This is a genomic window from Rhizobium sp. 2YAF20 (assembly GCF_052114685.1).
Taxonomy (GTDB): Bacteria; Pseudomonadota; Alphaproteobacteria; order Rhizobiales; family Rhizobiaceae; genus Rhizobium.
Genome location: NZ_JBFRFF010000021.1, coordinates 1 through 24,054 on the forward strand (window position 1 = coordinate 1; position 24,054 = coordinate 24,054).

Sequence of the window (24,054 nt, forward strand, 5' to 3'; positions counted from 1 at the left end):
CCCCGCTACGGACGCCGCTCGACGATTATCACCAGCCAGCTTCCGGTATCAGCCTGGCACGAGATCATCGGCAACCCAACCTACGCCGATGCCATCCTCGACAGGCTCGTTCATAACGCCCACCGCATCGACCTATCCGGCGAAAGCTTGCGGCGAAATCAGCGCCGGAAATCTTGACTCCCTACCCGAATGAATTGACAACAATCAAAGCCAGCAGGACCCCAGCCTCAAGGGGGCGAGATCATCCCGGAATCCCGGGGCGCAATCATCTCGGAACAAAGGGGCGGCTTCATCGGAATCGGCATTTCGACGCTTCGTCAGGGGCTAGGTTGTCGTGTCGCCTTAAGCTGTGCCAATCAACACGAGCTCGAAACAGTGGCCGGGCAACTCGCAGATATCCTCTCTTCGAGTGGTTGTGAGTTGCACAGTCCACAAAATGATACAGGATATTGTCCCTGTTCCAAAATCCGTCGAAGGCCTTCCGGATTTCAGGCGCCGTGCGCCCGCAAACGCCAAACGGACAAATCGGCAAAACAAGAAGGCTTCGGCGACAATCGACCTTCACACCCGACCGAAAAGGTAAGCGCAATCAAGAGGTACTCCAGTCGCGTTGCCATTAGCATCTCCGAATCACTGCATATTCTTTCTTGTATCAATCGATTGGCGTGCTTCGGGGTCACGCTGTGTCGTGTCCGCCTCGGCGTTAGCCGTTCCTCAAGCCAGTCGCAAATCGAGAAGGGGATGCAGCTTCTTTAGATTTGGCAAAGATTTTGTCTGCCAAGGAAACTGATTGGTACCTTTGACGACGAGCCGAAGATCGGGTTTCTTGCGAGCTTCTATCGTCAACTTTGCTAGCAGATTTATCCCCGATGAGTTCAAGAATTCGAGACCGGTTAAATTGAACGTGACTTGGTCATGCTCCCCGTGCAGAAGACCGAATGCTAACGAATAAATGGGAGCATAGGCGTCCGGCCCCGCTAGCCTGAGAATGCCGTCAAAAAAAACCTCGTTCTTTTCCGTCCATATGCGGAAATTTTCGTCCCTGATTTCCATTCGTCACTCACGGATTGGAGGAGGGCGGGATGGCCACCGCCGCGGTTGTTGTTAGCATAGTACACTCGTTTTGGTAGTCTTCAAATTCCCAAGCCATTTTGGCGTTGTAGTCACTCAGAAGCGTAAGCAAGCCCAAGCCGGAACCACTTGTATCTGACATGGCATTCGTTTCGATCTGCTCCAGCAGAAGCTCTTTGGGATCTCTGGATGCGATCCGGTGCAACAGGCCCCTAAAGCGAGATGAAGTTTCGCGGTCGATCGCGTTTCTTACCCTCATGAAAAAACTTTCGTGGGATGTCCCGGCCTCAACAACAATCTCACCCGGTTGTCGAAACTTTATGGCGTTTTCTATCAGTTCGTTGCTGAGGTATCCGATGTCGTGATGTACTTGGGTATGACTGGACTTCGAAGCCGCGTATGGAAGAGCCATCATGTCAGCTATGAAGTCCGAGGTCACGCCCGAGTGTTTCCAACTCAGATGAAGCGGGCCATCGCGCAGAGTAAGGCGAGTGCCAAAATTCACGCTCATGCCCACTAGAGATTCCGTACCGTATATCATTGGTGCCATCAATCACCTGTGCCGCACAGCGAGAAGTGTAATGTCGTCATGGATTTTTTGCGACCCGATGTAAGTCATCAACGTCTCAACAATTCCAGAAACGACGTCGTTTGCACTGAGGTTCCTCAATCTGAGAGCTTCGTGGCAAAGACGTTCTATACCGAAAAGTTCTCCCGCGCCGTTTTCGGCTTCGGTTACGCCGTCCGTATGCAATAAGATGAGGTCGCCCTTGTGGAACGGTATCTTCAGGGTTCTGACGAACGGGGAGATATCGGCCTCAAGCCCTATCGGCAGGCCTAAATCCGTCGTGTCTATCCGTTCGAGGTCGCCATTCGATCGCACAAGAATGACTTCCTCATGTTGGCCCGACAGGATCATCTCCCTGCCGTCATAGTCGAGGAACGCCAAGGTAAGGTGCTTGTCGATCTTGGTTCTGACGATGTTCTTGAAAAGCGCGCTGTTCAAGTCCTTCAGAAATTTCAATGCATCCGTATTGCCCGCTTCCTGCAACGCGCGGGCGACGGATTGGACCATCAACATCAACACACCGCTTTCCAGGCCATGACCGGTAACGTCGCCGATGCCAATCTTCAACCGGTTCCCGTTCTCTAAAACATCGTAGTAGTCACCGCCGACCTCCTCCGCTGGCCTCATATAGGCGGCGATTTCGAGGTTTTGAGCCGCCTCCAATTCCTGGGGGAGGGGAAGAACCATCAATTGAATCCGCTCCGCAACCGCAAGCTCTGTGCCCAGTCGACGGTTTTCGTGCTGCAACTGCGCGTTCAGCGTCGATATTTCTTGCTTGGCGTCTTCGATTTGGGCCGTGCGCTCTTCCACGAGCTGCTCGAGATTTTCGGTGTGATAGCTGATCTGCTCAGCCATTCGGTTGAACGCTTCGCCAGCTTCGCCGACTTCGTCCCTGCTGGCGATGGCAACCCTGACCGAGTAATCCTTTGCCTGAATGCGCTTGGCGGCTCCGGCGAGCGCGCTGATCCCGGCGGTAATTCGCTTCGAAGCTGCCAGCACCGCTATTGTCACGATGATCAACGACATAAGGATCGCAAGTATCTGATAGACGACAATTCGGTTCGTAGCGTTGGAAATCTCAGCCTGCGCGGCAAAGAGGGACGCGTCGATTTCCCTTTCAGGCACAACGATCCCCAAAGACATTGCTTCTTGCCGGATCGGACCACTTGACCAGAGATTGGTCGCTGGAAGTTTCTTCACGGCAACGATATAGGGGATCTTATTGCCGTCCTGTTGCAACAACAAATGTTGGATGCCCTCTTCTCGATCGAGAGCAAGTTTTGCGATCTCCGGTTGTGAGCTGCCCCTCAAGGAACGCTCCAGCCCCGTTACCCCACTTCCTACGGCGTCGCTGGCGGAGCGTAGGCCAAGAATTTTCTCGCCTGTGCTATTGATCGCGACGACGTTTCCGTCGGACATCGATAAAAACCCGAAACCAGTCTGGGCGACTTTGACATTTTCGACTGTCTGGGCAAGTTGGTCGAGCGTGATGTCAGCGCCGGCCGCCCCGGCAACATCCTTCCGATCGGCAGACCAGAGTGGGTGGAAGAAACTCACGATGAGCTTGCCGGTTATTGCATCCGTGTACGGCGCTGTCTGGGTTATATCGCCGTTGACCGGCCTGTCTTTTGTATCCTTTGCCCAGCCCTGCCAGGAGTCATAAAGTCCAGGAAAAAAGAAATCCCAGAAATTGGCATCGTTGTGGCCGGGATACAGCCGATCGAAAGTCTGCGCCTGATCCGTGTAGGGTGCGGTCCGGAAGATCGGCCGCGCTTTCGAACCGATGTAATACATCTGAAGTTTCGAAGCGCCGTGTTGCAACAAACTCGGAGCGACAAGGTCTAAAACGGCGCTGGTTTGGATGTCTGCTTGGACTTGCGAGTTTGGTTGGTGGTCCGGTCCGAGCAGGTATCCCCAAACGCTGACGACGGAGGCAGAACCTGGAGCGTTTTGAGACCATCGGCCCTTTTGATCGTAGGAAAGGGCGACGCTGTTGGGGGATGTGCGCGCCATCGCCGCGCCGATATTGGAATTGCGGTCTGGATCGTCAATCTGCGCCTGCAGGACGCCTGCAAGAGCGCCAACGTCATTGTGAACCTGCCCGAGAAGTAGGCTCACCTGATCAGCGGTGGAGTTGGCATATGAGCGTATGTAGTCTTGGCTTGCAGCCTCTAAACCTTGCCCGACTTCGAGGGTTGCGTCCCGCGATAGTCTCTGGACGTTCCACAGTGCCAGTCCACCGCTTACCACCAGGTCAAAGAGCACTGCTCCGCCGACGACCAAAATGAACTTTGCCCGGAACGATCCCAATCTCATTGGCCGCTTTGAGGATATCCTGGCCATCACAGCGGCTTTCGTCCGGAAGCCGCCCAAATAGGCCACCCCGCATAGCCTTTGGGATGCAGAGCTGCGAAGACATGGTCTTTGAAACCCTGCCGGAACCTTCGGATAAACTCCGGTGAATCGCCTCTGCGCACCGCCATCTCGCCAGCATAGACATTTTCCCAAGCCTCGATAACGTCTGCAAAGTCCTGCGGATCGCCGTCGAGGTTGGTCACCATAAAGGATTCCAACTTGATGGAATCAAAGCCTGCATTGGCGAGAAGACTGCGGCTTTTCGGTCCCATCTCGACATCCATGTCGAAATGGCTGAACAGTTTGGCGACTTCCTCGTATGTCCACTTTATCGACTCGGAATGGGGCTCCCCAAGACAATGCGAATTCTTTTCGTTGGTAATATATACCCTGCCGCCCGGTTTGCAGATGCGGTAAAGCTCGCGCAGCAGCATTTCCGGCCTGTCGAATATCTGTAGCGAGTGCCTGCAGGTTACGAAATCAAATTGACTGTCGCGAAGGAGCATTTGCGAGGCGTCGCCATAGGTGTATTCAATTCCCTTCAAGTCAAAATGGGCGGCGACCCTGCGAGCATACTCTAGGCTGCGTATCGAATGATCGAGCGCCACAAGCCGGCTCGGGTTGAATTCACGGTAGACCAGTGATGCGAAGTCGCCAATCCCACAGCAGATATCGGCGATGGCAAGGCCGCTACGCAGCCCGTGGCGCGGCAATATCTCGCGTTCGTGCCTCCACGTCATTTTTGTCTGTGTGCGCAGAATGGGAATAAAGCTTTCATCCTCGACGAATCTCTGACCCGGGTAAAATGCAGAGTCGTAGACCTGAACCGACAAATTCTCCTCCGAGCCAGCCAGCCTCTCGAACATCGCTGTCGACCATGCCACGACACTCGAGGTAACGACCACGATTTTCCGATGAGGCTTCGCCCGGCAGCACGTCGCAAGCACTGCGGACAGGGCATTGAAAGCCGTCAAGTTTATGTGTGTCAGACGTTTGACATTGAGATAGACGATGCCGCTGTTCTCTTCCAAATGTCGCCGGACCAGTTCAAGCAGATCGGCGATATCAGTGACGCGTTCAGGGCGTATTTTGCCAGCGAGCAAAATCTCCTGATTTGTCGGATCAAAGTGGGCCGTAAAGAGTGCGCCAAGGGAGCTCAATGGAAACCCTCTGCCGGGGAGAAATCCGCGACAAAGCGTATTCCGCTCGCTCCGTCTCCTTCGATCTGGATATGAGCGCCGAATATCGTCGCCAAATTCGTCACCAAATCCGTTAGATCTATCGGTGAGGTTAGCGAGTTAAAACCGCCGTCCACCAGACGCCGTGGCTCGTTTGAAGACCAACTTTTTGAGCCAGCGTAGGCTTCTCTCAGTGCATCGTCACAAGGAAACGCGATAATCATACGATTACATTTCGAGTTCCGAAAGACACTGAAGTTACAGCTTCCCGGAATGAGAGCCGAACGGAACGCCAATTCGATGAGTTCGTTGGCCGCCACGGAAACAAAATTCGAATATCTGGCAGGATCACTATGACCTTGACCGACAATGTCTGAAAGATATTCCGTAATGACGTCGCATAACTTCCAATCGGAGTTGAAGACGGCCGCATCCATTTCCAACGCAACCATCGGGGCAAATGCACTGTCGTCGGAGGTCAAAGCTTCCTCTTCCAATACACCCTCCATATCTTGATACGAGAATTATCTTACACAATAGCACGCAGAAAGTTGCATAGTTCTTTATTGCGGCACTCTTAGTGGGGACGTCCCGAGGTTTGAGACGAATTCGTTGATCGCTTCGGCTGGCAGCGGCCTGCTTATCAAGTAGCCTTGGAGGCGATCGCATCCCGCATTCTGTAGCCATTCCGCCTGCAGCGGTGTTTCAACGCCTTCGGCTGTTACAAGCATCTCCAGATCGTGAGCGAGGTTGATGATGCAGCGGACAATTGCCTGGCTTTTCAGATCGTCCGCCAGATCGGTGATGAAATACCTGTCGATTTTGATCGTGTCGAAAGGGAATGTCTTGAGATAGCTCAGCGAAGAGTACTGTGTACCGAAGTCGTCCAGCGAGATCCGAATGCCCAGCACGTTGAGAGTGTTCAGAGTGTCGAGATTATTGACGGTCCGTTCCAGTAGCACGCTTTCTGTGATCTCAAGTTCCAGCCGATCGGGYGGTAATCCTACTAGGTCGAGGGTGTGAGAAACACGGTCCGTCAGGCCACTTGTCAAGAATTCAGCGGCCGATACATTCACCGCAACAATATAGTCCTTCGGCCAATTCATCGCCTCGCGGCATGCGCGCTCCAAAACCCAWCCACCTATTTCCGGCATTATGCCGTCGGCCTCTGCCATTGGAATAAACGCGATGGGAGGAATTCTTCCCAGCAAAGGATGCTGCCATCTCAGCAGYGCCTCGAACCCGACAATTCGACCGCTTTCAGCAATGGGTTGGTATTCGATGAAAAACTGCTGCTGCTCCAACGCCATTCGAAGGCTGCGGCGCAATAGTTCGCGTTGTTCGAGGATCTCAAGCATRGCAGGGTCGAACGCGCTTGCGCGACCGCGCCCTTCTTTCTTTGCAGCATAAAGCGCGACATCGCACGCCTTCATGAGCTGTTCGGGACTGGCACCATCGTGGGGAGCCACAGATATCCCGATGCTGGTACCCACGAAAACCGCGATGCCATCAATCGTAAAAGGCCTTTTGAAAGCCTTGACCAAGGCTTCCGCAAGCCGATGCCCTTTGGCGGGCTGTCCGTGCCCCATCGAAATGATCGTGAATTCGTCGCCTGCCAAGCGATAGGCCCTGTCGTCGTCGTCGAGGCACCCTTTGATGCGAATTGCAGCGAACTGCAGCAGCTTGTCGCCAGCGAGGTGGCCGAGCGTATCGTTCACGGGTTTGAAATCATCAAGGTCGAGTTGCATCAACGACACGATGTCGTCGGTGCCCTCAATTTGCTGCAACGAGGCGGTTAGATCATCGCCGAACTGGCGGCGGTTGGGCAACCCTGTGAGCGCATCGTGGGTGGCTTGATGCAGAAGTATTGCCCGCTCATCATCAGGACGATTTCGCACGGACTCGATGACGGCGATATGATCTGCGATACAGTAGATCGTTAGGTTGGAAAACTCGCTTCCATCCACACCGTGCGTCACCCGAAGAGGCGGCGCATTCTCACTTAGGGAGCTGATAGCGAGCTCGATTTTCTGTCTATCCAGCCCGGGAAAATGCTCCCAAAACGATCTATCAGCTTTGACCGAGACTGGTAGTTTTATGTCCAACCGATTTTCAACTGATTTGAAGTCTCGATCAAATAGGAAAAGCTTTTCTGCAGAGACCGACGTCGCCGCCTTTGTTTTATCAAAGATCGGCCAACCCGCACGACTTTTCCGCATATTTAGCGCCTTCCGTAGTTGCCCTGTCTACTGCGGGTTCTGCCTCTGGCACGACCTAAGCGATTTAGGCTCTTCATTAGCAAATTCTGATTAACAATCCGAAAAGGACTCGGATTGCGTCATGATACCCCATGCGACCAGTGAGTGTAATCAGATCAAGCTTCTTAAGTTCCGAGCAGTCCGTGAGTTATGTGGTGGTTATGGCAGTGGGTGTCGCGCGCCAAGCCGGTTCAGTGGTATTCTTTAGCTCCAGCGCGGCCTATCTAGTGTCGCTGCAGACCGTCGGAAATCATCGGCTGCTATCGGAGGATATGACCAATTTCGACGCCGCCGTCGCCGTCGGCATACCCGACCTCAGCTATGGTCTCCGTTCATTCTGTGACCAGGTTCAGAACGAGAGCGATAAGTCCGTCCTTGCTGGTGATTCCCCGGTCAAATGCGTGACTAAGAACGGTCGCGAGATCCGAACCATCGTCGCCGTCAGGCGAAATTCCATGCTGTGCGCAAACCTCGATAAATGCATCGAGAAGACTGGGTGCGGATGTTGCGTCGATGGGCGTGTCGTAAATTGAGGTCATGCTTAGTCCTCAAAGTTTGCCAAATTTGTGCCGAACTTGGACTGCGCAGTTTGCGTGTTAGGCCGGTCGCGAGAGATGTGCATCGTCATTGAGAACTGGCTTCGACTTTCCCAGGGGAATGCCGGTCAGACGTTCATATTCTTCCTCCGCTGGGCCGTATGCGCCTTTTGTAAGGCTTATGAGCCCCTCTCGGTCTTTGACGAAAATCTCGCCCCGCTGCGCGAAATGCATATCGCCGAACCGCCCGTCTGCTTGAAGCAATCGAACGGGCTTTCCGTATCTCCCGTGGCAAGTGAGGTGCCCGTCATGCCATCCTGGCCGAAGAGACCGACTTCGACCGTCGTGCCGCCTTCTTTTCTGGCCGCCACCGAAGCAAGCCCGGACCCAAGAAAATAGACCAGATCGATCGGCTGATGTGCTGTCTCAAGCGGCTGCCGAAGTTTGAGCTGCACTCTCTCAATACTGGGAGCAAGTAGCCCGATGTCGACAGGCGAAAGCGCGCGGAGCAGACGGTTTTTGAACAGGCTTGCATTTTGGCCGGTCATCGTGCTCTCCGGGCAGCGGGGCGAAAGCATGGTCTTCCAATCGTCAGCGCCCTTGCGTGGCTGGCGACACATATCAAGATGCGCTTAAAATATGCACGGCGCAACAACTCTTATGCGAATTAGTTACAATAAACCATATCAGAGGTTGCCGATCATCTGCGACTTGGCTTGCGTATTAATTTTCATTCGCGTTGGGCCTTCTTTATTCGGCGTAGTTGGTCGGGTGCAGCATGTCTCCGGCCTGTTTATACGGCGCGTGATGACCGCTGGCCCTGATGTTTTCCGCGCGAACCGAAGAACCCAAGGTGTTGTCTTGCGTAACAAAAGCGCGTCAACGTGATAGGGATCGGTGGCATCGTCAACTTAACGAAAAACTGGAATTCGATATACAATTACGGGCCATGACAGACCGTGAGCGACTATACCGCCGCCACCGCTTTCCCGCTGAAATCATTGCCCACGCCGTATGGCTTTATTTCCGTTTCCCTCTCAGCCTACGGATGGTCGAGGACTTCTTGGCTGCCCGTGGGATCATCGTCTCCCATCAGACGGTCCGGCTGTGGGCGGAGAAATTTGGGCGGACCTTTGCCATCGACATCCGTCGTCGCTCATCCGGCCAGCTTGGAGACAAGTGGCACCTTGATGAGGCCGTCATTTCGATCCGAGGCAAGAAGCACTGGTTGTGGCGCGCCGTTGATCAGAACGGTTTCGTTCTGGAGGTGCTGGTGCAAATCCGCCGCAATGCCAAGGCGGCCAAACGCCTGATGCGTAAGCTCCTGAAGAGCCAGGGCCGAGCGCCGCGGGTGATGATCACCGATAAGCTTCGATCCTACGGCGCCGCAAAGCGGGAGATCATGCCCGGTGTCGAGCATCGCTCTCACAAAGGCCTGAACAATCGGGCGGAGAATTCCCACCAGCCAGTCCGGCGACGTGAGCGGATCATGAAGTGCTTCAAGTCTCATTTACAACGCTTTGTCTCTATCCATGACCCTATTGCCAACCTGTTCCACGTCCCGCGCCACAACATCCCCCCAGCCATCATCGCGAGTTGCGCGCAGCGGCGATGAGCCTATGGGCGAAAATCGCCCGCGCATGACTGACAAAACAGACCGGCGTCATCGTCTGGCCTCTTTGCCGTTAAGTTTACGATGCCCTTCCATCTACTCCTTGCCGGTCTCCCGGCGCACCGTCATTTCGCCCCCAGCCGGAACCGACCCCTGCTATGCGGCACGACAGCGCCCCGAAACCTCCATACCGATTAAAGATCGACTGCAATATTTCGATTTCTGCAAGGACGACCGGTCATCAGGACATCTGCCCGACGCTGGCTACGCCGCACGACAGCTTTCCCCTCGGCATCGATGCCATGGACTTGAAAAATGCTCTTAGCCAGATCAAGGCCGATCGTGGTGATTTCCATGCGGATGCTCCTTGTTTCTCTATCCAACCGTAAAACGGATACCACGAGAGCCGTTCTCTCGGGCGGAGGCGTCCACATCATCACTCCAATGCCGGGTCAGTTCTCAGTGCAAATCAACACACTGAACTTTACGAGCGACCTCGATATACTCGATCACCGATGAATTCACGATTTGGATGCTTGTTCAGCTGAAAGCGCAATCCTTGTGAAGACACGTCGTCCAACGATCGCCTCAACGATCACAATGAGCACTGCTGTTCCAAGATTCCACATCAGGTTCATGATGGTGGCGTCAAGGCGATAAAGAAGTGACATGGCTGTCGCGGTCATCCCGGCCACTGCCAGTCCAGCCGTCAGTGTTACCAAGCGTGGGCGCAGGCGGGCAACATGACGTAACATGACAAAAATAGATCCCGACAATGGCACGCTGATGAGAAGCACAGTGGCAAAGCATTGAAACGCCTGGCCGAGCCGCAGGCTGCCGGCATCGTAGTTGACCGAGTTCGTCAAGCACCCATAGCCAATGGTGGCCACCCAAACGGCGAGTGACGGGAGAGGGAGCAGCAGCCAGGACCGCGAACGGTCGGGCAGGCTTGCCAACAGACAACTCAATGCGGCCGTTGCACCCGTTAAAAGTGAGGCCATCGTTCCAACGATGAAGGACGGGTTGCGTAGCTGGATTGCGATGTCCGACCGCACACCGTGCTCAACGGCTAGCAGCGTCACGACCGCGATTGCAACTACTAGCCAACAGCCAGCGCGAAAGACGGGAGGGCGAATGACGCGTACGGGCGGTGCCGCGTTCACCAAAGTCCGGATAAGGTCGGTCGTTTCCATCTTACTAACCGCCTCCCTGACCTATAAGCCGCCGCAGCGTCTTGATGCCCCGATGCGCAGAAACCTTTAGCGACGCGATCGACATTCCGCTTTGCTCCGCAGCCTCTTTCAACGACATCTCCTGCAATTTTAAAAGCGAAATGGCCTGCCGCTGGCCCATTGGAAGTTCCCGCAGGGCAGCATTCACAGTCCGGCTATCCAGTACCTGGTCGATATTCTGGTCGGGAGCGGCAAATGCCTCGTGCTCGGTTTCGAGTGTTACCTCTGCCGCCGCCACGCGCCCCAGGGCTTGCAGCCGATCCGCAACCCGATGCCGCGCGATACCAGCCAGCCAAGGCTTGAACGGGCGTGATGGGTCGTATGTGTATCGAACGGCATGCAATGTCAAAAGAATATCCTGAACGGTATCTTCGACATCGCTGGCGTTGCCATGCGTCCGTTTCGCAATCGTCCGCAGGTAAGGGGTGATGCCTAGCAAAAGGCGGTGGTACGCCGTCGTATCTCCTCCTTGCGCTAGCATCATAAGAGCGGTCCATTCCCGCGGGTCCGCCGCACGCAAACCGGACATCTCAAAACCGCGTGGTGAGGTCGGTGAGCCATGAGGGCGAGGCAACTACAAGCACGGTTTCCAGCTCGTGATCCGCGCCCGTCAGAATGAGAAGAGAAACTGTTACCGCGCTTGCACCCAACAAAAATTTGCCCGCCTTTCCGGTATTCATTATATTGCCCCGCCAGCGCATCATGGCTGCGCGGGACAACGATCCAACGACGAGCAAGGGTAGAGACGTCCCCAAGCCGAATGCGACCATGACGGCTGCGACGCTTGCGAGATCCTTGCTCTGAGCTGCAAGGACCGACGCGGCGCCGAGCGTTGGTCCCACGCAAGGGCTCCAGACCGCACCCAGGAGAACGCCTACCACGAATTGCCCCTTTGCTCCAGTCGGGGTCACACGAGCCATAAGTCGGCTTGCAGCATCACTGACGCCTCCGGTGGCCATTGCGAAGCGCTGTTGCAATGGGCTGCTCAGCAGGACGATGCCCAAACCGGCCAAAAGGACGGCGGAGATGTTGCGGAACACATCGCCGTCAAGGCCGATAGCGAAACCCACCGTGGCAACGAACAACCCGATGCTGGTGAAAGATAGCACAAGGCCCACAACCAATGCCGGGACACCCAAGCGATGCGCGGCGAGCGCCGGCCCGAGTACGAGCGGTAGGAGTGGCAAGACACACGGGGACAGAGTCGAGAGCATTCCCGCGACGAACCCGAACACCATGTTGGCGAATGGCAGACCCACACCGATGCTCCTTGGATCTAATCGTTCGTCTTTTCGATCAGCGTCTTGATCGAATTGGCGTCGGTATCACCGGTTGAGCGGCCCTTTTCGACAGCCCCGTGAAAAACGATCAGTGTGCTTTGCTTCTGGGCACCCACCGCCCGGACAAGGTCCTTCTGCGTGTCGAAATCGATATTGTAGACGACCAGATCTTTAAATGCGGGATCATTCTCCAGGGCACTCAGGATAGGCCGCTGCTTTGCGCAATAAGGGCACCAGGGAGCGGTGATGTGGACCAGGATCGGCTTGCCTTCATGTTGGGTCTCTTCGAACGCCTGTTGAGTGAACGGCGCCTCCGTCGAAGCAAAAGTGACATGGCCAAATCCGGTGGAAAGGCCCAGTGTCAATATCCCCACAGTCATCGCTCTCGTGAAGCGCATTGCAATCTCCTGGTAGTTTATAAGTGTCCCGTCAACCGTCTGCCGGGCTCGCTATCCAATATTCCGATCTTTCCGTCGAAAGGTTACACGCGTTGGGGCGATCGAGCGATTTAGCACTTATCCGCAGTGAGCCCTTGGACGACCTCTCTCTATGGATTCCAGACCGCTACCTGCCCCAGTCGGCCCGAAGCTGATGAGGTGGAACGGCCCTTCTCAAACGGCATCAAATGCCTAACGTGGTCGTGTTGAAACGGCACAAAGAAGAAGGACCGCTCCATGAAGAAGATTACCACAGTCGGGCTCGATCTGGCCAAATCCGTTTTTCAGGTTCATGGCATAGCCGAAGAAGGAGGCGTGATCGTACGTCGCGCACTGCGTCGATCGCAGGTGCTGGACTTCTTTCGCACTTGCAGCCTTGCCTTGTAGGGATGGAAGCCTGTGGTAGCGCGCATTATTGGGCTCGGGAAATTCAGGCCCTGGGGCACACGGTTCGGATGATGCCCCCCGCATACGTGAAGGCCTACGTCAAACGCAATAAAACTGACGCCGCAGACGCCGAGGCTATTTGCGAGGCGGTCACCCGGCCGACCATGCGCTACGTGCCGGCAAAAACACAGGACGAGCAGGCGGCCGGAATGGTACTCAAAGCACGAGATTTGCTCATCCGTCAACGCACTCAAGCCATCAATGCTTTGAGAGCTCATCTTGCCGAACTGGGCATTGTCAGGGCGACCGGTCTGGTCGGAATCATTAGCCTCGCCGCCATTGTGCGCGACGAGAGTGACCTGAGATTGCCGGGTGAAGCGCGAATGGCTTTGGACGAGCTCGTCGAGCAAATCGAGACCGTGACGGCACGCATTGAAAGGCTTGATCGAAAAATCCTTGAAGCGGTGAGAAAAGACGACAGCGCTCGACGCCTGACAGCGATTCCCGGTGTGGGGCCGATCATTGCCGCGACCATTCGAGCAGTGGTACCGGATCCCGCTGGCTTCCGAACCGGTCGAGATTTCGCTGCCTGGATTGGGTTGACTCCACGCGCGCATTCCAGCGGAGGAAAAGAACGGATCGGTTCGATCTCAAAGCGTGGAAACCAGCAACTGCGAACGCTACTTGTCGCTGGAGCGACGTCGATCCTCAAGCTCGCTCGTCGTGGCCTCCAGGCATCACCATGGATAGCGGCCATGATGTTGCGCCGCCCGTTCAAGGTTGTCGCTGTCGCACTCGCAAACAAGATCGCGCGCATCATCTGGGCTCTTCTCGTTCGTGGCGATACCTATCGGGAAGCGAAGATGATCGTCCAGCCTTAGACATACGAGCTTTCCGGCCAACCAGTCGGAGAGAGAGAGGCAAGGTGCCAATTGTGATGACCCAACGGGACGACATCCCGAAGCAAATCAGACCGCAAAATCGCAAGCGCGTTACAGCGCGAGAAGCTGATTAGGCGATTTGCTCCGCGGACCTCATCGTGGCCATGGCTGAAAGGCCAGAAAATAGGCCGGACATATGACCGCACCGTCCTTATTTGGGAAATGCACGAGGAAAGATCTTGCCAAGCGGGCCGTTCCACATATGCGATTCTGGCCAACTCGAATAACGTTGTGGGAACGCAGCTTGCAGGATTGACCCGCGACGCGCCTGTTCGTGACATTGCACTCAAATTTGAGGAGCGTTGTAATGGGTACGAGTATTTCGAGTTCGGATTTTGTCGGACAATTGGAGCCTGAGCTTCGCCGACATTGATTTCATCAATTCCAAACCGGCCACTACGAGGCTCGGCTTGGCCGCGCAGTTGAGTTTTTTCAACGCACGCGGTTTTTTCGCTGACGATGGCACATTGATCCCGAACGATGCTGCCGAATATCTGGCTGAGCGGATCGGCGTCCGAGCGGACGAACTTTCCAGCTACGATTTCGGTGGGAGAAGCGCCCAACGGCATTGCGCCGAGATTTTACAGTATCTTGGATATCGCCGCATGACGTGTGGACCGGGAAACGCTGTCTTTCTAGATTATCGGCGAACTTGGTATTGCCAAGTTGTTTGTCTTTGGTTGCGATGCGGCGGTTTTTCAAGCCACCATTTCTGCAGTATAATTGGCCCACAGGCAGAAGGCACCTGCCCTTGCGTGGCGGTATGAGAGAGCTGAGAGGTTGTACCGGCGAGGACGAAAGATCGTATTGATTTGATCGTGGGCTGACAGAAATCGTTGCGCTTGACGAGGCGATTTGAACCGCCCCATGATCTTCTCCCGCTTCCTGGTCTGGCGGTGTGAGTTTTCAATTCTGTTGTTCAGACCCTTATGAGCCCGATGGTCCGCATCTGGTGCCAGACTTTGTATCGGCTTGATGTAGCTGCGCAGCTTGTCCGTTACGACGACGCGTGGCTCACCAAATTGCTTGACCAGCCTGGAGAAAAAACGCTTGGCAGCCTTGGTGTTACGGCGAGTCTGAACCATAATGTCGAGAACATCGCCGTCGGCGTCAATTGCCCGCCAGAGCCAGAATTTCTTTCCGCCGATCGTGATGACGGCCTCATCCATATGCCACTTGTCGTTTGGCTTTGGCCGGTTCCTGCGAATGCAGTGGGCAAAATGACGGCCAAAGCGATTGATCCAAAGACGAACGGCGTTGGTGCAGGGATCAGTATGAAGGCGCCGCTCGGTTTTTTGATGGGGTTGGTTACTTTGAATTCGCCGTTGCCGCTTTGCAACGGACGGAAACCGGGCGTGCAGTGTCAAGCATCCGGTTAAGAATGGTAACACCGATGGCAACTTCTGTCTGCTGAGCATGGAATGATCGTGCCCGCAATCGCCGTCCAATGATGCCCTTATATCTGCCCATCCCCGTTTCAACCAAGGCCCGTTTGCCATAGCCGGTAGAAGCCTGCCATGCGAGGCGGCGATCCGTTTTGATGGACGCGATATGATGATCGCGCTGGCTTGGCGGTTCAGTGTCTTGATTTGCGACGGCTGTTGAGCGTGGTGGAATGACGACCTTTGCTTTTGTGCTGTGACGCAGGACGGCCTCATAATTCGGATCGCCGTCATAGGCGCCATCGGCGTTGAACTGGCCGATCGCAGCGTCGATCTGATCGAGCAACGGCTCGACCTGCGAGGCGTCGCCGGCGTCCTGATCCGTGAGCACATGCGCAATGATCTCGCCACTGCCGGCATCAAGCGCCAGATGCAACTTGCGCCAACCACGGCGGGATTTTGCGCCATACTTTTCTTCCAACCATTGACCCGCCCCGTAGATCTTCAGCCCGGTGCTATCGACCAGAACATGAAGGGGGCCATCCGCGATAGACTGACGGTCATTGCCTTTGGCAGGTGGCCTCCCGGTTCTTGCCCGCCGGCTGAGGGTTGTGTGGTCGGGCACGGGAAGCTCCAATCCCATCAGCTTAAGCACCGAGCCCAGTAATCCTTCGCCCTGGCGGAGGGTAACCCAAACGCCATGCCAAGCGTCAAGGTGGCCTCGATGGCGAGATCCGAATAGCGCGGCTGGCCACCCCGTGTCGTGCGTCTTGGCGCAGCCCATCCGGCAAGCGCTTCCGGCGCCAGCCACAGTGTTAGACTGCCGCGACGGCGAAGGCCTGCTTCATACTCCCGCCAGTTCGTCACCTTGAACTTCATCTTGCTGATGCGATGACGGCGGGCGGCGTTATGCTTGTGCGGCATGGTGTGCGGATCAATCACGCTGGTTGCGATCGCAGACCCATAGGCGGAAATCGTTGAAATTCGATCCCTGCACCAATGCTGATCTTGGTGGCAAACCGTTATTGGAGTACCCGCATGATCCTGTTTCGTTGGGACCGGCTCTGGGTGAGGGGGGGTGGGCAGCGCTCCTAACAAGTCCGGCTACGATGTATCGGATATGTATGCGCTTCGTCTTGGTTTCGCGTCTCTGCATGGATGCGTGAAGTCCTCACCGTCCGACTATTACGACCGACAAAGTGATCCGCTGATTGTTAGTGTTCGACCGTGCGCATATCCTGCAATGCATGCGAATATGGCGTTTTCCGCCGGTTTCAGTTTTTGCGAGCATCTATGGATATCTTCGCGATGCCTGCGGAGCTGGCGTCCCCATCCTTCTCCTTCGTGTCCCGGAACATCTTCTGTGGCCGGCGAGTTTGTTCACAAGTCGCAAATGCGGCGACAACCAGACAACGAAGGGAGAAGAAGCCATGCCAAACCGTCATGTGACGCCTTCGACACAATCTCGAAGTCTTTATCCCCTTGGGCGCGATCCGTTCACGTCCTTCCGTCGAGAAATCGGTCGCGTATTCGACGACTTCTTTGCCCCGACGCTTGATGCCGCCACCGCAAATACCGCTGGAAGTTTGTGGCCGAGCGTTGACGTGCACGAAACTGATCAGGCGTACAAAATCACCGCTGAATTGCCCGGCCTGGAGGAGAAAGATATCGAGGTCAATTTGCGCGACAACGCGGTTTCAATCAGCGGGGAGAAACGCTCGGAACATAAGGAAGAAGACGGCGGCCGCGCCTACACAGAACGTAGTTTCGGCCGTTTTCAGCGGACCATTCCCCTGGATGCCGAGATCGACGCCGACAAGGTTCATGCCAGCTTCAAAAACGGTATTCTGGCAATCGAGCTTCCGAAGAACCCCGCGGCAAAGGATAAATCCCGCCGTATCGAGGTCAAAACGCAGTAGCGCGGCAAAACGGCCGCGTATCGAGAGCGACCGCAAGACCGGTAGGGCATTTTAAACGCTGAGCCTCTGGTGAGGGAGTGCGATCCGCTGGTTGTCAGTGGTCGGTCGGGCGCATCTCCTGGATGGCACGCGAATATGCGTCTTCCGCCGCCTTCTTAGCGCTGTGCTCATCCATTGCCTGCCCGGCCAAAGGCGTCTTGCGATCGACGCTGTCGGGCATGGTCACGCGCCAACTCCATTGAAGCCGCGCCGAAGGATTTCCAGCATCGCGGGCGATCGAACCAACGTAGTTGCCGTCGACGGAAAGATGGCAGACAGCACCAGCGTTCTCCGGTTCGATCCATTCGAACAAGGCTTCTTTGTCAATGTGGTGGATCATTGCGCCCTCCAATTTGCAGTCTGCGATCACTGCTGTTTTTGCGGAACTGCCCCCGGTGGGATCACAGGTGTGTCGCCGACCGGCGGCGCCGGTATGACGAAATCGCTGTCGCCCGTCGGGGGAGGCTTTAAAACACCCTTGCAGTCAGCCAGCTTTTTGGTATCGGATTTCTTTTCCGTGGTGGTTTTTTGGTTCTGCTGCGGATCGGGCGCCTGGCAACGGTCCGTCTGGTTTGTGGGGCTGGCGGCAAAAACTTGCGCGGATAGGAGCCATGCCGCACCTGTCGTCAAGCATAGACGCCTGGCCCAAGTGATAGCCCCTTTTTGAATGGAGAGCATATATCGCTCCTCACCTCAGTTGTGGTGAAAACCCGCCAGGGCGGGCGATGTTCCAAACATCCGCGCTCCGACGGTGCCATGCATTGCGCTATTGTCAGGTCATTAAACGCGCACCACCATGCAAAGACACAACCATTGATTGCGCCTGCTGCAAAGACCGTTTTGGAAACGGGAAATCATCGTCCCGCCGGCAACCCTTTTCCTATTGCGATGAATGACGAACTCGCAGACAAGGGTTATCTCGTCAGGTCAGCCGATGACCTCGTTACCTTGGCCCGCACCGGTTCTTTGATGTGGATGCAATTTGGTCTCGCCTGCTGCGCCATCGAGATGATGCAAATGGCGATGCCGCGCTATGACGTCGAGCAGTTTGGCTTTGCGCCACGCGCAAGTCTGCGTCAGTCAGATGTGATGATCGTTGCCGGCACGCTCTGCAACAAGATGGCACCGGCGCTGCGAAAGGTTTACGACCAGATGGCCGAACCGCGCTATGTCATTTCCATGGGCTCCTGTGCCAATGGCGGCGGCTATTATCACTATTGCTATTCTGTCACGCGCGGTTGTGACCGGGTCGTGCTGGTCGATTTCTACGTTCCCGGCTGTCCACCGACGGCCGAGGCGCTTCTCTATGGGGTGCGGTTGCTTGAAAGGAAAATTCGGCGCAAAGGCTCGATCGAACGCTAAACCTTCCCCGGTGCGCGTCCACGCAACGGGGGGGGGTGGATGGGCCGCAGTCGGCGCTAGTTTCAACATCGCAGATATCGAAAGGAGATAACCGGTGAGTTTATCTTCCGCAGGTAGCCTAAAATGTTGAAACAAAAGGCTGAGCACCGCTATCCTACCCGTGATTAGCCGGGCGGTTCGAATCCTGTCAAGGCGAGGCGGTTCCCAGCAGCATGTCAGTGGATGTCCGTAACAGCGCATCATCGATCGTATGTCGATCTGCCACGATCGAGTTTTCTCTCGTAGCGATCTGGGCTAGATTGAACTCATTAGTTCGACTATATTCACTTCATGCCCCAGGAAACAGAGATGAAGCCGAAGTCCTCTGAGTCTCCCTCGAAACGCGAGCTTCACGTTTCGGTAAAGTCGCGTGGGTTGAAATCAGCGAGCTACGTCATGGTGACCTTCGGCGATGTGACCATTGCAGGAAATCGGCCGAGTGCCGAGAGCATTAAAGCAAACGTCGAGCGGAGCACGGATGCGCTCGCGCGCATTGGCAAAAAACTAGTCAAGCCGGGCGTGACTTTGTCGAAGAAAAAAGGCATTCCTCGGTTCTCTGTCGATGAGAATGACCCCACGATCTTCGTAAGGGTTTTGGATGGGCACGTTGATCGCGGTAGGATGGTCAACGGCGAGTTCGAGCCTGTCGGATGAATAATCTCGCCAGCGCTGTGGCGAGTATCGTAGATACCCAACGCGATACCAAGAAGCCACTAGCGATTATTCTCGCCGGATACAATGGATCTGGTAAATCGACGATGTGGCGAAAGACGCTCGCCGGTCAGCTCCGGATTCCTCTTATCAATGCAGACCGGATGATGCTGTCCATCCTGCCGGAGCCGAACAGCGAAGGCGCTTTGGCAGACTGGGCGCTCGATCTTCGTGACAATGACAGAAACTGGATGCTTGTGGCTCAGCAAGGCGTGCAGGCGTTCGTCGGTCACGCAATGCAGGCTCAAGTACCGTTCGCGATGGAAACGGTATTCTCACATTGGAAAGAGCACGAAGATGGATCGATCGAATCCAAAGTTGATCTGATCCGTGACATTCAGGCTGCTGGCTATTTTGTCCTTCTGTTCTTTGTCGGGCTCACTGACACAGATCTTTCCATCTTGCGTGTTCGAACACGCGTGGCTGAACACGGCCATGCGGTAGACGAAACGAAGCTCAGAGAAAGATTTCCTAGAACCCAAAAGGCCATTCGCCAAGCCCTCGATATCGCCGACGCGTCAGTTCTTGTCGACAATAGCCGAGATGAAAAACGTGCATTTTCTGTGTGCGTTGTTCGCCGGCAAGGCGAGACACTTTTTGATATCCGAAACAGTGAACGAACAGCACCCTCAGGAATAGCGAAGTGGCTGGACATCGTCTGCCCTAAAGGCTAGCCGATCTGAGCGAATATTCCAATTATTATCAATAACATACAGCCCTCTCCCATTGCTTTTCCAGTCAGCATGGATAGCAGGGCCGACGGTTCGAATCTCTTCAAGCGCAACGGAAGTGACGCTCCCTCTCTTGCGGGGATGTCGAGTAAGCTTTTATTGGCGGCTTCTTCTTCACATTTGTTGGTGCAGTCTCAGGCTTTTAAGGCGAGCTTCGGCAAGCTTGGAGCTTCCCAGCTGACCAGCCACAAGGCCGCGCACCATAATGATGCAAGCATGCTATGCTCAGGCGATCGTTTGCGGTGTTGATAAGCGTGAAGGCGCTTCACTGTTTTGGGAAGTTGGCGGCGAGGAAGAGTGCACCGGTTCTAAACGCCAAGCTTGGGGGTCTTTCGCTATTCAAGCTGAACGCGGATGAGCGAAGTGAGTGCAACTTGGCGTCATGACACGAAAGTGCTCGATCTGTCCGCCTTTTGAGAACGTTTGAGGAACCTATTTCTGTTTGATGGAAGATGACAGCGGCTCTGCGTCCTGACCAAAAAGCACGCCTGCTTGCTCGCCGAGCAATGTAATGAAGGCTTTCGTTCGGGCAGTTGGTCGTGGCCCCGACGGATAGATAGCGTGAACGTCCACGCGACTGAACTCATAGGAGGGCAAGATGGGCACCAGCCTCCCTTCGGCGATTTCTCGGCCACAGACGGCAGCGAACAATGGACCGATCCCCCTTTCCGCCAATACTGCCTCCATGAGCGGCCTCCAGTGATTGACGCGCCATGCGGTCCGGATGGGCACTTCTATCGGGCTACCATCGGGACCGATCAGATGCAGGCGTTCATCCGTCGCGAAACCGGTGAAACGGATGAAGGAGTGTGCCGTTAGTTCCGCCGGTTCGCGCGGCAGCCCATGCCGCTCAATATAGCCAGGGGCGGCCAGCAAGAGCCGCCGCATCGTCCCCAGCCGGCGGGCGATGAAATTGCCGCTGCCGATCTCGCCGATACGGATGGAGAGATCCACGCCTTCCGTCATCGGATCGACGAAGCGATCATTCAGGGTCACATCCATCGCCAGAGCCGGATGTAGTTTCTGGAATTCGATGAGCAGCCGCGGCAATGTCATTTCTCCAAGCCCATGCGGCGCCGCGATCCGAAACGTTCCGGTCAGCGTTGTTTCAGCTGAAGCGACGGAAGCCTCGGCCTCTTCGGCTGCTTCGATGGCGCGCTTGGCATATTCATAGAAGCGCGCCCCGGCGTCGGTCGCCTGCACCGAGCGCGTCGTTCTATAGAGGAGCCGTGCGCTCAAATGCCTTTCCAGTTTGTCGACGCGTTCGCTGACGGTGGGTTGGCCGAGGCCGAGATCGCGCGCAGCGGCCGAAAGGCTGCCGCGTTCAACGACACGGGTAAAGATGCGCATGGCAGAGAGCATATCCATGATATGCACTCTATCGTTTTTTACGATAAATAATATTGTTATTCGCTCCCTTCTAAAGAGAATGCCGATCGAAGAGTTTGAAGACCGGGTCAACAATCCAATCGGAGGGCATGTCTTGCAGACCAGCACCACTCAAACGCGTATTACCGAGGCTCAGTCGTTCCAGGGCCAGAACATCGTCATCATTGGTGGCTCCTCGGGAATTGGCTTGGCGACTGCCAGGCGGGCCAAGGACGTCGGCGCGAATCTCTTTCTGGTATCCCGCAATCCACAACGTCTTCGCGAAGCGGCCGAAGCGATCGGAGGCGCGGTCCAGATCGTCTCAGACATTGCAGCCCCACAGTTGGCGATATTTGCAGGGATCGACAGGATCGATCATCTGCTGATCACGGCCGGAACGGTGCATCTTCAGCCGCTCAAAGATCAGTCGGAGGCGGATCTCTCGAAGGTCACCAACGAGCGCCTGATCGGACCCTTGCTCGCCATCAAGGCGGCTCTTCCCCTTTTGCATGCCGCAAGCTCGGTTACCATGACTTCCGGACAGTTCGCCTCTCGCCCCGCCGCCATCGGTGCGATCGTGGCAGCTGCCGTCGCCGCTGTCGAAAGCACAGTTCGCGCCCTCGCCATTGAATTGTCGCCGATGCGCATCAATGCGGTTTCACCGGGATGGGTAGATACGCCGCTACTCGACGGGTTGATGGGCGAGGCCAAGCAGCAGGTGCTAGAGCAGACAGCCTCGACCCTGCCCAGCCGCAATATCGGCCGGCCGGAAGATATCGCCAAAGCGATCCTCTTCCTAATGGCGAACCGCTTCGTGACCGGAGAAGTATTGCATGTGGATGGCGGCGGCCGCTGGGTGTAGTGAAGGATCTGAGCTATCTGATCTTTGGTTCGGCTGATCTAAGTCCTTTGGCAGTTCCCGTAAAGCAAGCCGATCTGCAGGATAATCTCTGGCAGGTCAATCAAACCGGCGGGGACGCAGAAAAGTACCGGCGTGAGCTCAACATATTGCGCGATGGCAAAAACGGACGCTAAGGAGGGTCGACCGGGCGAGGCAGGAGCACCTTGAGCACGGACGCCCTTGTTGAGATTGAGGCGGAAGCGGTCAATGTGCAACTGATATCGAATGCGACTGTCGCTATTGTATGGCGCGATCACACCCTGGGTGAGCAAGCGCGGGGTGGATCTTCCTGCGGCGGCGTTGTCGTCGAATGCCTCCTCATTCTTGCAAGATTACTTCCGTTGAAACCCAACTACGGTCGCGGAGTTTTTTGAACGAGGATGTCAGTCTCGCACCCGTTCGACCTGTGGCGCGGACTGCCCCTTTGCCAGCGGATCAGGGCAAAGAGCGTGCTCGCAGCCGAAGCTTTAAGATCGGTATTCTCGCCTGCGTTAGGCGTCTTGAACAAACCGGCGGTCGCCGCTTCTATTCGGCTCCTCGGAGGTTCGATACTGAGATCACCCATCGCCACTGAGGAAATGTCCTATAGCAGCCAGCGGCCGAATCCCTTCGCAAACGATCTTGGTGATAGCTAGCATTGGAACGGCAAGGAATGCGCCGGGCACACCCCACATCCAGAACCAGAAGATTAGCGAAATGATGACGAGAACGGGATTGAGTGTGAAGCGCCGCGCCAGAAGTATTGGCGTGACGATCTCGCCTTCGATAACATGGATCGTGAGATAAACGACTGAAGGAAGCAGTGCGAGCCACGGCGTGTCGGTGCTAAGAAGGCCTGCAAGCAGAAAAACACCAACCCCGGTCAGTGGCCCTAAGATTGGTACAAAGTTAAGGAGGAAAGCCACGACGCCCCATAGCACCGGGTCGCCCAGCCCCATTGCCCACATCGCCAGGCCGGTGGCTACGCCAACGATAGCATTCATCATTGTTATGGTGATGAGATAGACGGAAATATTTTTCTCGACTTCCAGAGAGAGTTCGACAACCTGCCGTTTGTCCCTGAAGTTCGGCATTATCTCGACCAATTTCTTCAGTGAAGTGCTGCCAGAAACTAGCAAGAAAAACAGGATAAGGATGGTCTCGAAGAAACTGCGGGCAAAGTATGTGGTACTTGAAAAAAGGCTCGCGGCGATTGCCGAAGCCGAACCGCCGCCATTGGTTGATGGCCTCCCAGCACCCGGCATGGACCCGTCGACCTCATTGAGAAACGTCCGCAGCGTGTCAATTGGTTCGCTGAGAAACTTGAGACGTTCTTGCAACCTGGCAATTCCGTTCGGAAGCTTGCTTGCCCACTCCGCCGCGGGGCCGGAGACGCCCGCGCCAATCCCGACAATGGCGCCGAATACAAGTAGAATAAGGGCCAGTGCTGCGAGACCGCGCGGTACCCTCAAACGGTCGAGGAAACGCATCGCCGGTTGAAATTGGAGCTTCAGCACCAAGGCCAGCACGATCGGCAAGACGACTTCCGCCGCCAAATAGGCAGCGCACAACAGGGCCAGGATGACAAGAATGGCAAGAAGAACGACCGCGGGACTGGTCGGCAGATAGAGCGCGTCGGATTCGGCCCTCTCGTAGGGCGTTTTTGCCACCATTGGAAGCGCGACCTGCGTCTTGCTTTTGGCCGTCATGTAGCCCTCCCGCTGGCATTCGTCGTCTATTCCGAAACATGGTGCTGGGAATGCCTTCA

General features: G+C 55.6%; 22 protein-coding genes and 6 pseudogenes. 9 read left to right on the forward strand and 19 right to left on the reverse strand.

What is annotated here, in order from left to right:
• A partial coding sequence (locus tag AB4Z52_RS21475; RefSeq protein WP_442220042.1) for an ATP-binding protein occupies window positions 1-177 on the forward strand: 177 nt, incomplete at its 5' end.
• Window positions 178-714: 537 nt separating this feature from the next.
• On the opposite strand, the gene AB4Z52_RS21480 is transcribed toward AB4Z52_RS21475, so the two are convergent.
• The 8 genes from AB4Z52_RS21480 to AB4Z52_RS21515 form a co-directional block, all read right to left on the reverse strand.
• Window positions 715-1,053, reverse strand: coding sequence for a slr1659 superfamily regulator (locus AB4Z52_RS21480; protein WP_442219943.1), 339 nt, complete (start codon window positions 1,051-1,053; stop codon window positions 715-717).
• A 7-nt stretch (window positions 1,054-1,060) separates the two neighbouring features.
• Entirely contained in the window at window positions 1,061-1,621 is a 561-nt protein-coding gene (locus tag AB4Z52_RS21485; RefSeq protein WP_442219944.1) for a DUF6272 family protein, read from the reverse strand.
• A 3-nt stretch (window positions 1,622-1,624) separates the two neighbouring features.
• Window positions 1,625-3,982 carry a SpoIIE family protein phosphatase gene (locus AB4Z52_RS21490; RefSeq protein WP_442219945.1) on the reverse strand — a complete coding sequence of 786 codons (2,358 nt, stop codon included), beginning with the start codon at window positions 3,980-3,982 and terminating at the stop codon, window positions 1,625-1,627.
• Window positions 3,982-5,154 (reverse strand): methyltransferase domain-containing protein, encoded by a 1,173-nt coding sequence (locus AB4Z52_RS21495; protein WP_442219946.1) that lies wholly within the window; start codon window positions 5,152-5,154, stop codon window positions 3,982-3,984. The genes AB4Z52_RS21490 and AB4Z52_RS21495 overlap by 1 nt, the downstream gene beginning before the upstream one ends.
• Window positions 5,151-5,669, reverse strand: coding sequence for a hypothetical protein (locus AB4Z52_RS21500; protein ID WP_442219947.1), 519 nt, complete (start codon window positions 5,667-5,669; stop codon window positions 5,151-5,153). Before AB4Z52_RS21500 ends, AB4Z52_RS21495 begins: the two co-directional genes overlap by 4 nt.
• A gap of 66 nt (window positions 5,670-5,735) precedes the next feature.
• Window positions 5,736-7,391: a putative bifunctional diguanylate cyclase/phosphodiesterase gene (locus AB4Z52_RS21505; protein ID WP_442219948.1), complete on the reverse strand. Its 1,656-nt coding sequence runs from the start codon at window positions 7,389-7,391 to the stop codon at window positions 5,736-5,738.
• A gap of 371 nt (window positions 7,392-7,762) precedes the next feature.
• Window positions 7,763-7,969, reverse strand: coding sequence for a hypothetical protein (locus AB4Z52_RS21510; RefSeq protein WP_442219949.1), 207 nt, complete (start codon window positions 7,967-7,969; stop codon window positions 7,763-7,765).
• 176 nt (window positions 7,970-8,145) lie between these two features.
• Complete coding sequence (locus AB4Z52_RS21515) at window positions 8,146-8,514, reverse strand: hypothetical protein (RefSeq protein ID WP_442219950.1); 369 nt, start codon at window positions 8,512-8,514, stop codon at window positions 8,146-8,148.
• 401 nt (window positions 8,515-8,915) lie between these two features.
• Between AB4Z52_RS21515 and AB4Z52_RS21520 the strand changes: the two are divergent.
• Window positions 8,916-9,610, forward strand: a pseudogene (locus AB4Z52_RS21520) (IS6 family transposase).
• A gap of 210 nt (window positions 9,611-9,820) precedes the next feature.
• Here the strand turns inward: AB4Z52_RS21520 and AB4Z52_RS21525 are convergent.
• The 5 genes and pseudogenes from AB4Z52_RS21525 to AB4Z52_RS21545 form a co-directional block, all read right to left on the reverse strand.
• A pseudogene (locus AB4Z52_RS21525) lies at window positions 9,821-9,934 on the reverse strand (IS110 family transposase); the annotation flags it as partial.
• A 165-nt stretch (window positions 9,935-10,099) separates the two neighbouring features.
• Window positions 10,100-10,771, reverse strand: a complete 672-nt coding sequence (locus AB4Z52_RS21530; RefSeq protein ID WP_442219951.1) for an NrsF family protein — start codon at window positions 10,769-10,771, stop codon at window positions 10,100-10,102.
• Between the two features lie 4 nt (window positions 10,772-10,775).
• The gene (locus AB4Z52_RS21535; RefSeq protein WP_442219952.1) at window positions 10,776-11,294 is read right to left on the reverse strand and encodes a sigma-70 family RNA polymerase sigma factor; all 519 of its coding nucleotides are present in this window, start codon (window positions 11,292-11,294) and stop codon (window positions 10,776-10,778) included.
• A gap of 46 nt (window positions 11,295-11,340) precedes the next feature.
• A complete protein-coding gene (locus AB4Z52_RS21540; protein WP_442220043.1) occupies window positions 11,341-12,048 on the reverse strand; it encodes a cytochrome c biogenesis CcdA family protein in 708 nt (235 codons plus the stop codon).
• 38 nt (window positions 12,049-12,086) lie between these two features.
• On the reverse strand, window positions 12,087-12,488 hold the full coding sequence (locus AB4Z52_RS21545; protein WP_442219953.1) for a thioredoxin family protein: 402 nt from the start codon (window positions 12,486-12,488) through the stop codon (window positions 12,087-12,089).
• Window positions 12,489-12,764: 276 nt separating this feature from the next.
• Between AB4Z52_RS21545 and AB4Z52_RS21550 the strand changes: the two are divergent.
• Window positions 12,765-13,795: pseudogene (locus AB4Z52_RS21550) on the forward strand (IS110 family transposase).
• Between the two features lie 367 nt (window positions 13,796-14,162).
• Window positions 14,163-14,466: pseudogene (locus tag AB4Z52_RS21555) on the forward strand (DUF4158 domain-containing protein); the annotation flags it as partial.
• An 87-nt stretch (window positions 14,467-14,553) separates the two neighbouring features.
• Here the strand turns inward: AB4Z52_RS21555 and AB4Z52_RS21560 are convergent.
• A pseudogene (locus AB4Z52_RS21560) lies at window positions 14,554-15,111 on the reverse strand (IS6 family transposase); the annotation flags it as partial.
• 52 nt (window positions 15,112-15,163) lie between these two features.
• A pseudogene (locus AB4Z52_RS21565) lies at window positions 15,164-16,161 on the reverse strand (IS5 family transposase).
• Between the two features lie 293 nt (window positions 16,162-16,454).
• Here AB4Z52_RS21565 and AB4Z52_RS21570 point away from each other — a divergent pair.
• Window positions 16,455-17,156: an Hsp20/alpha crystallin family protein gene (locus AB4Z52_RS21570; RefSeq protein WP_442219954.1), complete on the forward strand. Its 702-nt coding sequence runs from the start codon at window positions 16,455-16,457 to the stop codon at window positions 17,154-17,156.
• A gap of 94 nt (window positions 17,157-17,250) precedes the next feature.
• Here AB4Z52_RS21570 and AB4Z52_RS21575 read toward each other — a convergent pair whose 3' ends face one another.
• Both AB4Z52_RS21575 and AB4Z52_RS21580 read right to left on the reverse strand, forming a co-directional pair.
• Window positions 17,251-17,535: a hypothetical protein gene (locus AB4Z52_RS21575; RefSeq protein ID WP_442219955.1), complete on the reverse strand. Its 285-nt coding sequence runs from the start codon at window positions 17,533-17,535 to the stop codon at window positions 17,251-17,253.
• Window positions 17,536-17,561: 26 nt separating this feature from the next.
• Complete coding sequence (locus AB4Z52_RS21580; RefSeq protein WP_442219956.1) at window positions 17,562-17,825, reverse strand: hypothetical protein; 264 nt, start codon at window positions 17,823-17,825, stop codon at window positions 17,562-17,564.
• Window positions 17,826-17,951: 126 nt separating this feature from the next.
• Here AB4Z52_RS21580 and AB4Z52_RS21585 point away from each other — a divergent pair, with 126 nt between their 5' ends.
• The 3 genes from AB4Z52_RS21585 to AB4Z52_RS21595 all read left to right on the forward strand — a co-directional run bounded on the left by AB4Z52_RS21585 (window position 17,952) and on the right by AB4Z52_RS21595 (window position 19,981).
• Complete coding sequence (locus AB4Z52_RS21585) at window positions 17,952-18,557, forward strand: NuoB/complex I 20 kDa subunit family protein (RefSeq protein WP_442219957.1); 606 nt, start codon at window positions 17,952-17,954, stop codon at window positions 18,555-18,557.
• Window positions 18,558-18,905: 348 nt separating this feature from the next.
• The gene (locus tag AB4Z52_RS21590) at window positions 18,906-19,250 is read left to right on the forward strand and encodes a hypothetical protein (protein WP_442219958.1); all 345 of its coding nucleotides are present in this window, start codon (window positions 18,906-18,908) and stop codon (window positions 19,248-19,250) included.
• On the forward strand, window positions 19,247-19,981 hold the full coding sequence (locus AB4Z52_RS21595; RefSeq protein WP_442219959.1) for a zeta toxin family protein: 735 nt from the start codon (window positions 19,247-19,249) through the stop codon (window positions 19,979-19,981). Before AB4Z52_RS21590 ends, AB4Z52_RS21595 begins: the two co-directional genes overlap by 4 nt.
• A gap of 489 nt (window positions 19,982-20,470) precedes the next feature.
• On the opposite strand, the gene AB4Z52_RS21600 is transcribed toward AB4Z52_RS21595, so the two are convergent.
• Complete coding sequence (locus AB4Z52_RS21600) at window positions 20,471-21,406, reverse strand: LysR substrate-binding domain-containing protein (RefSeq protein WP_442219960.1); 936 nt, start codon at window positions 21,404-21,406, stop codon at window positions 20,471-20,473.
• A 115-nt stretch (window positions 21,407-21,521) separates the two neighbouring features.
• Between AB4Z52_RS21600 and AB4Z52_RS21605 the strand changes: the two genes are divergently transcribed.
• A complete protein-coding gene (locus tag AB4Z52_RS21605; RefSeq protein ID WP_442219961.1) occupies window positions 21,522-22,268 on the forward strand; it encodes an SDR family oxidoreductase in 747 nt (248 codons plus the stop codon).
• A gap of 596 nt (window positions 22,269-22,864) precedes the next feature.
• On the opposite strand, the gene AB4Z52_RS21610 is transcribed toward AB4Z52_RS21605, so the two are convergent.
• Window positions 22,865-23,959: an AI-2E family transporter gene (locus AB4Z52_RS21610; RefSeq protein WP_442219962.1), complete on the reverse strand. Its 1,095-nt coding sequence runs from the start codon at window positions 23,957-23,959 to the stop codon at window positions 22,865-22,867.
• Between the last annotated feature and the right edge of the window lie 95 nt (window positions 23,960-24,054).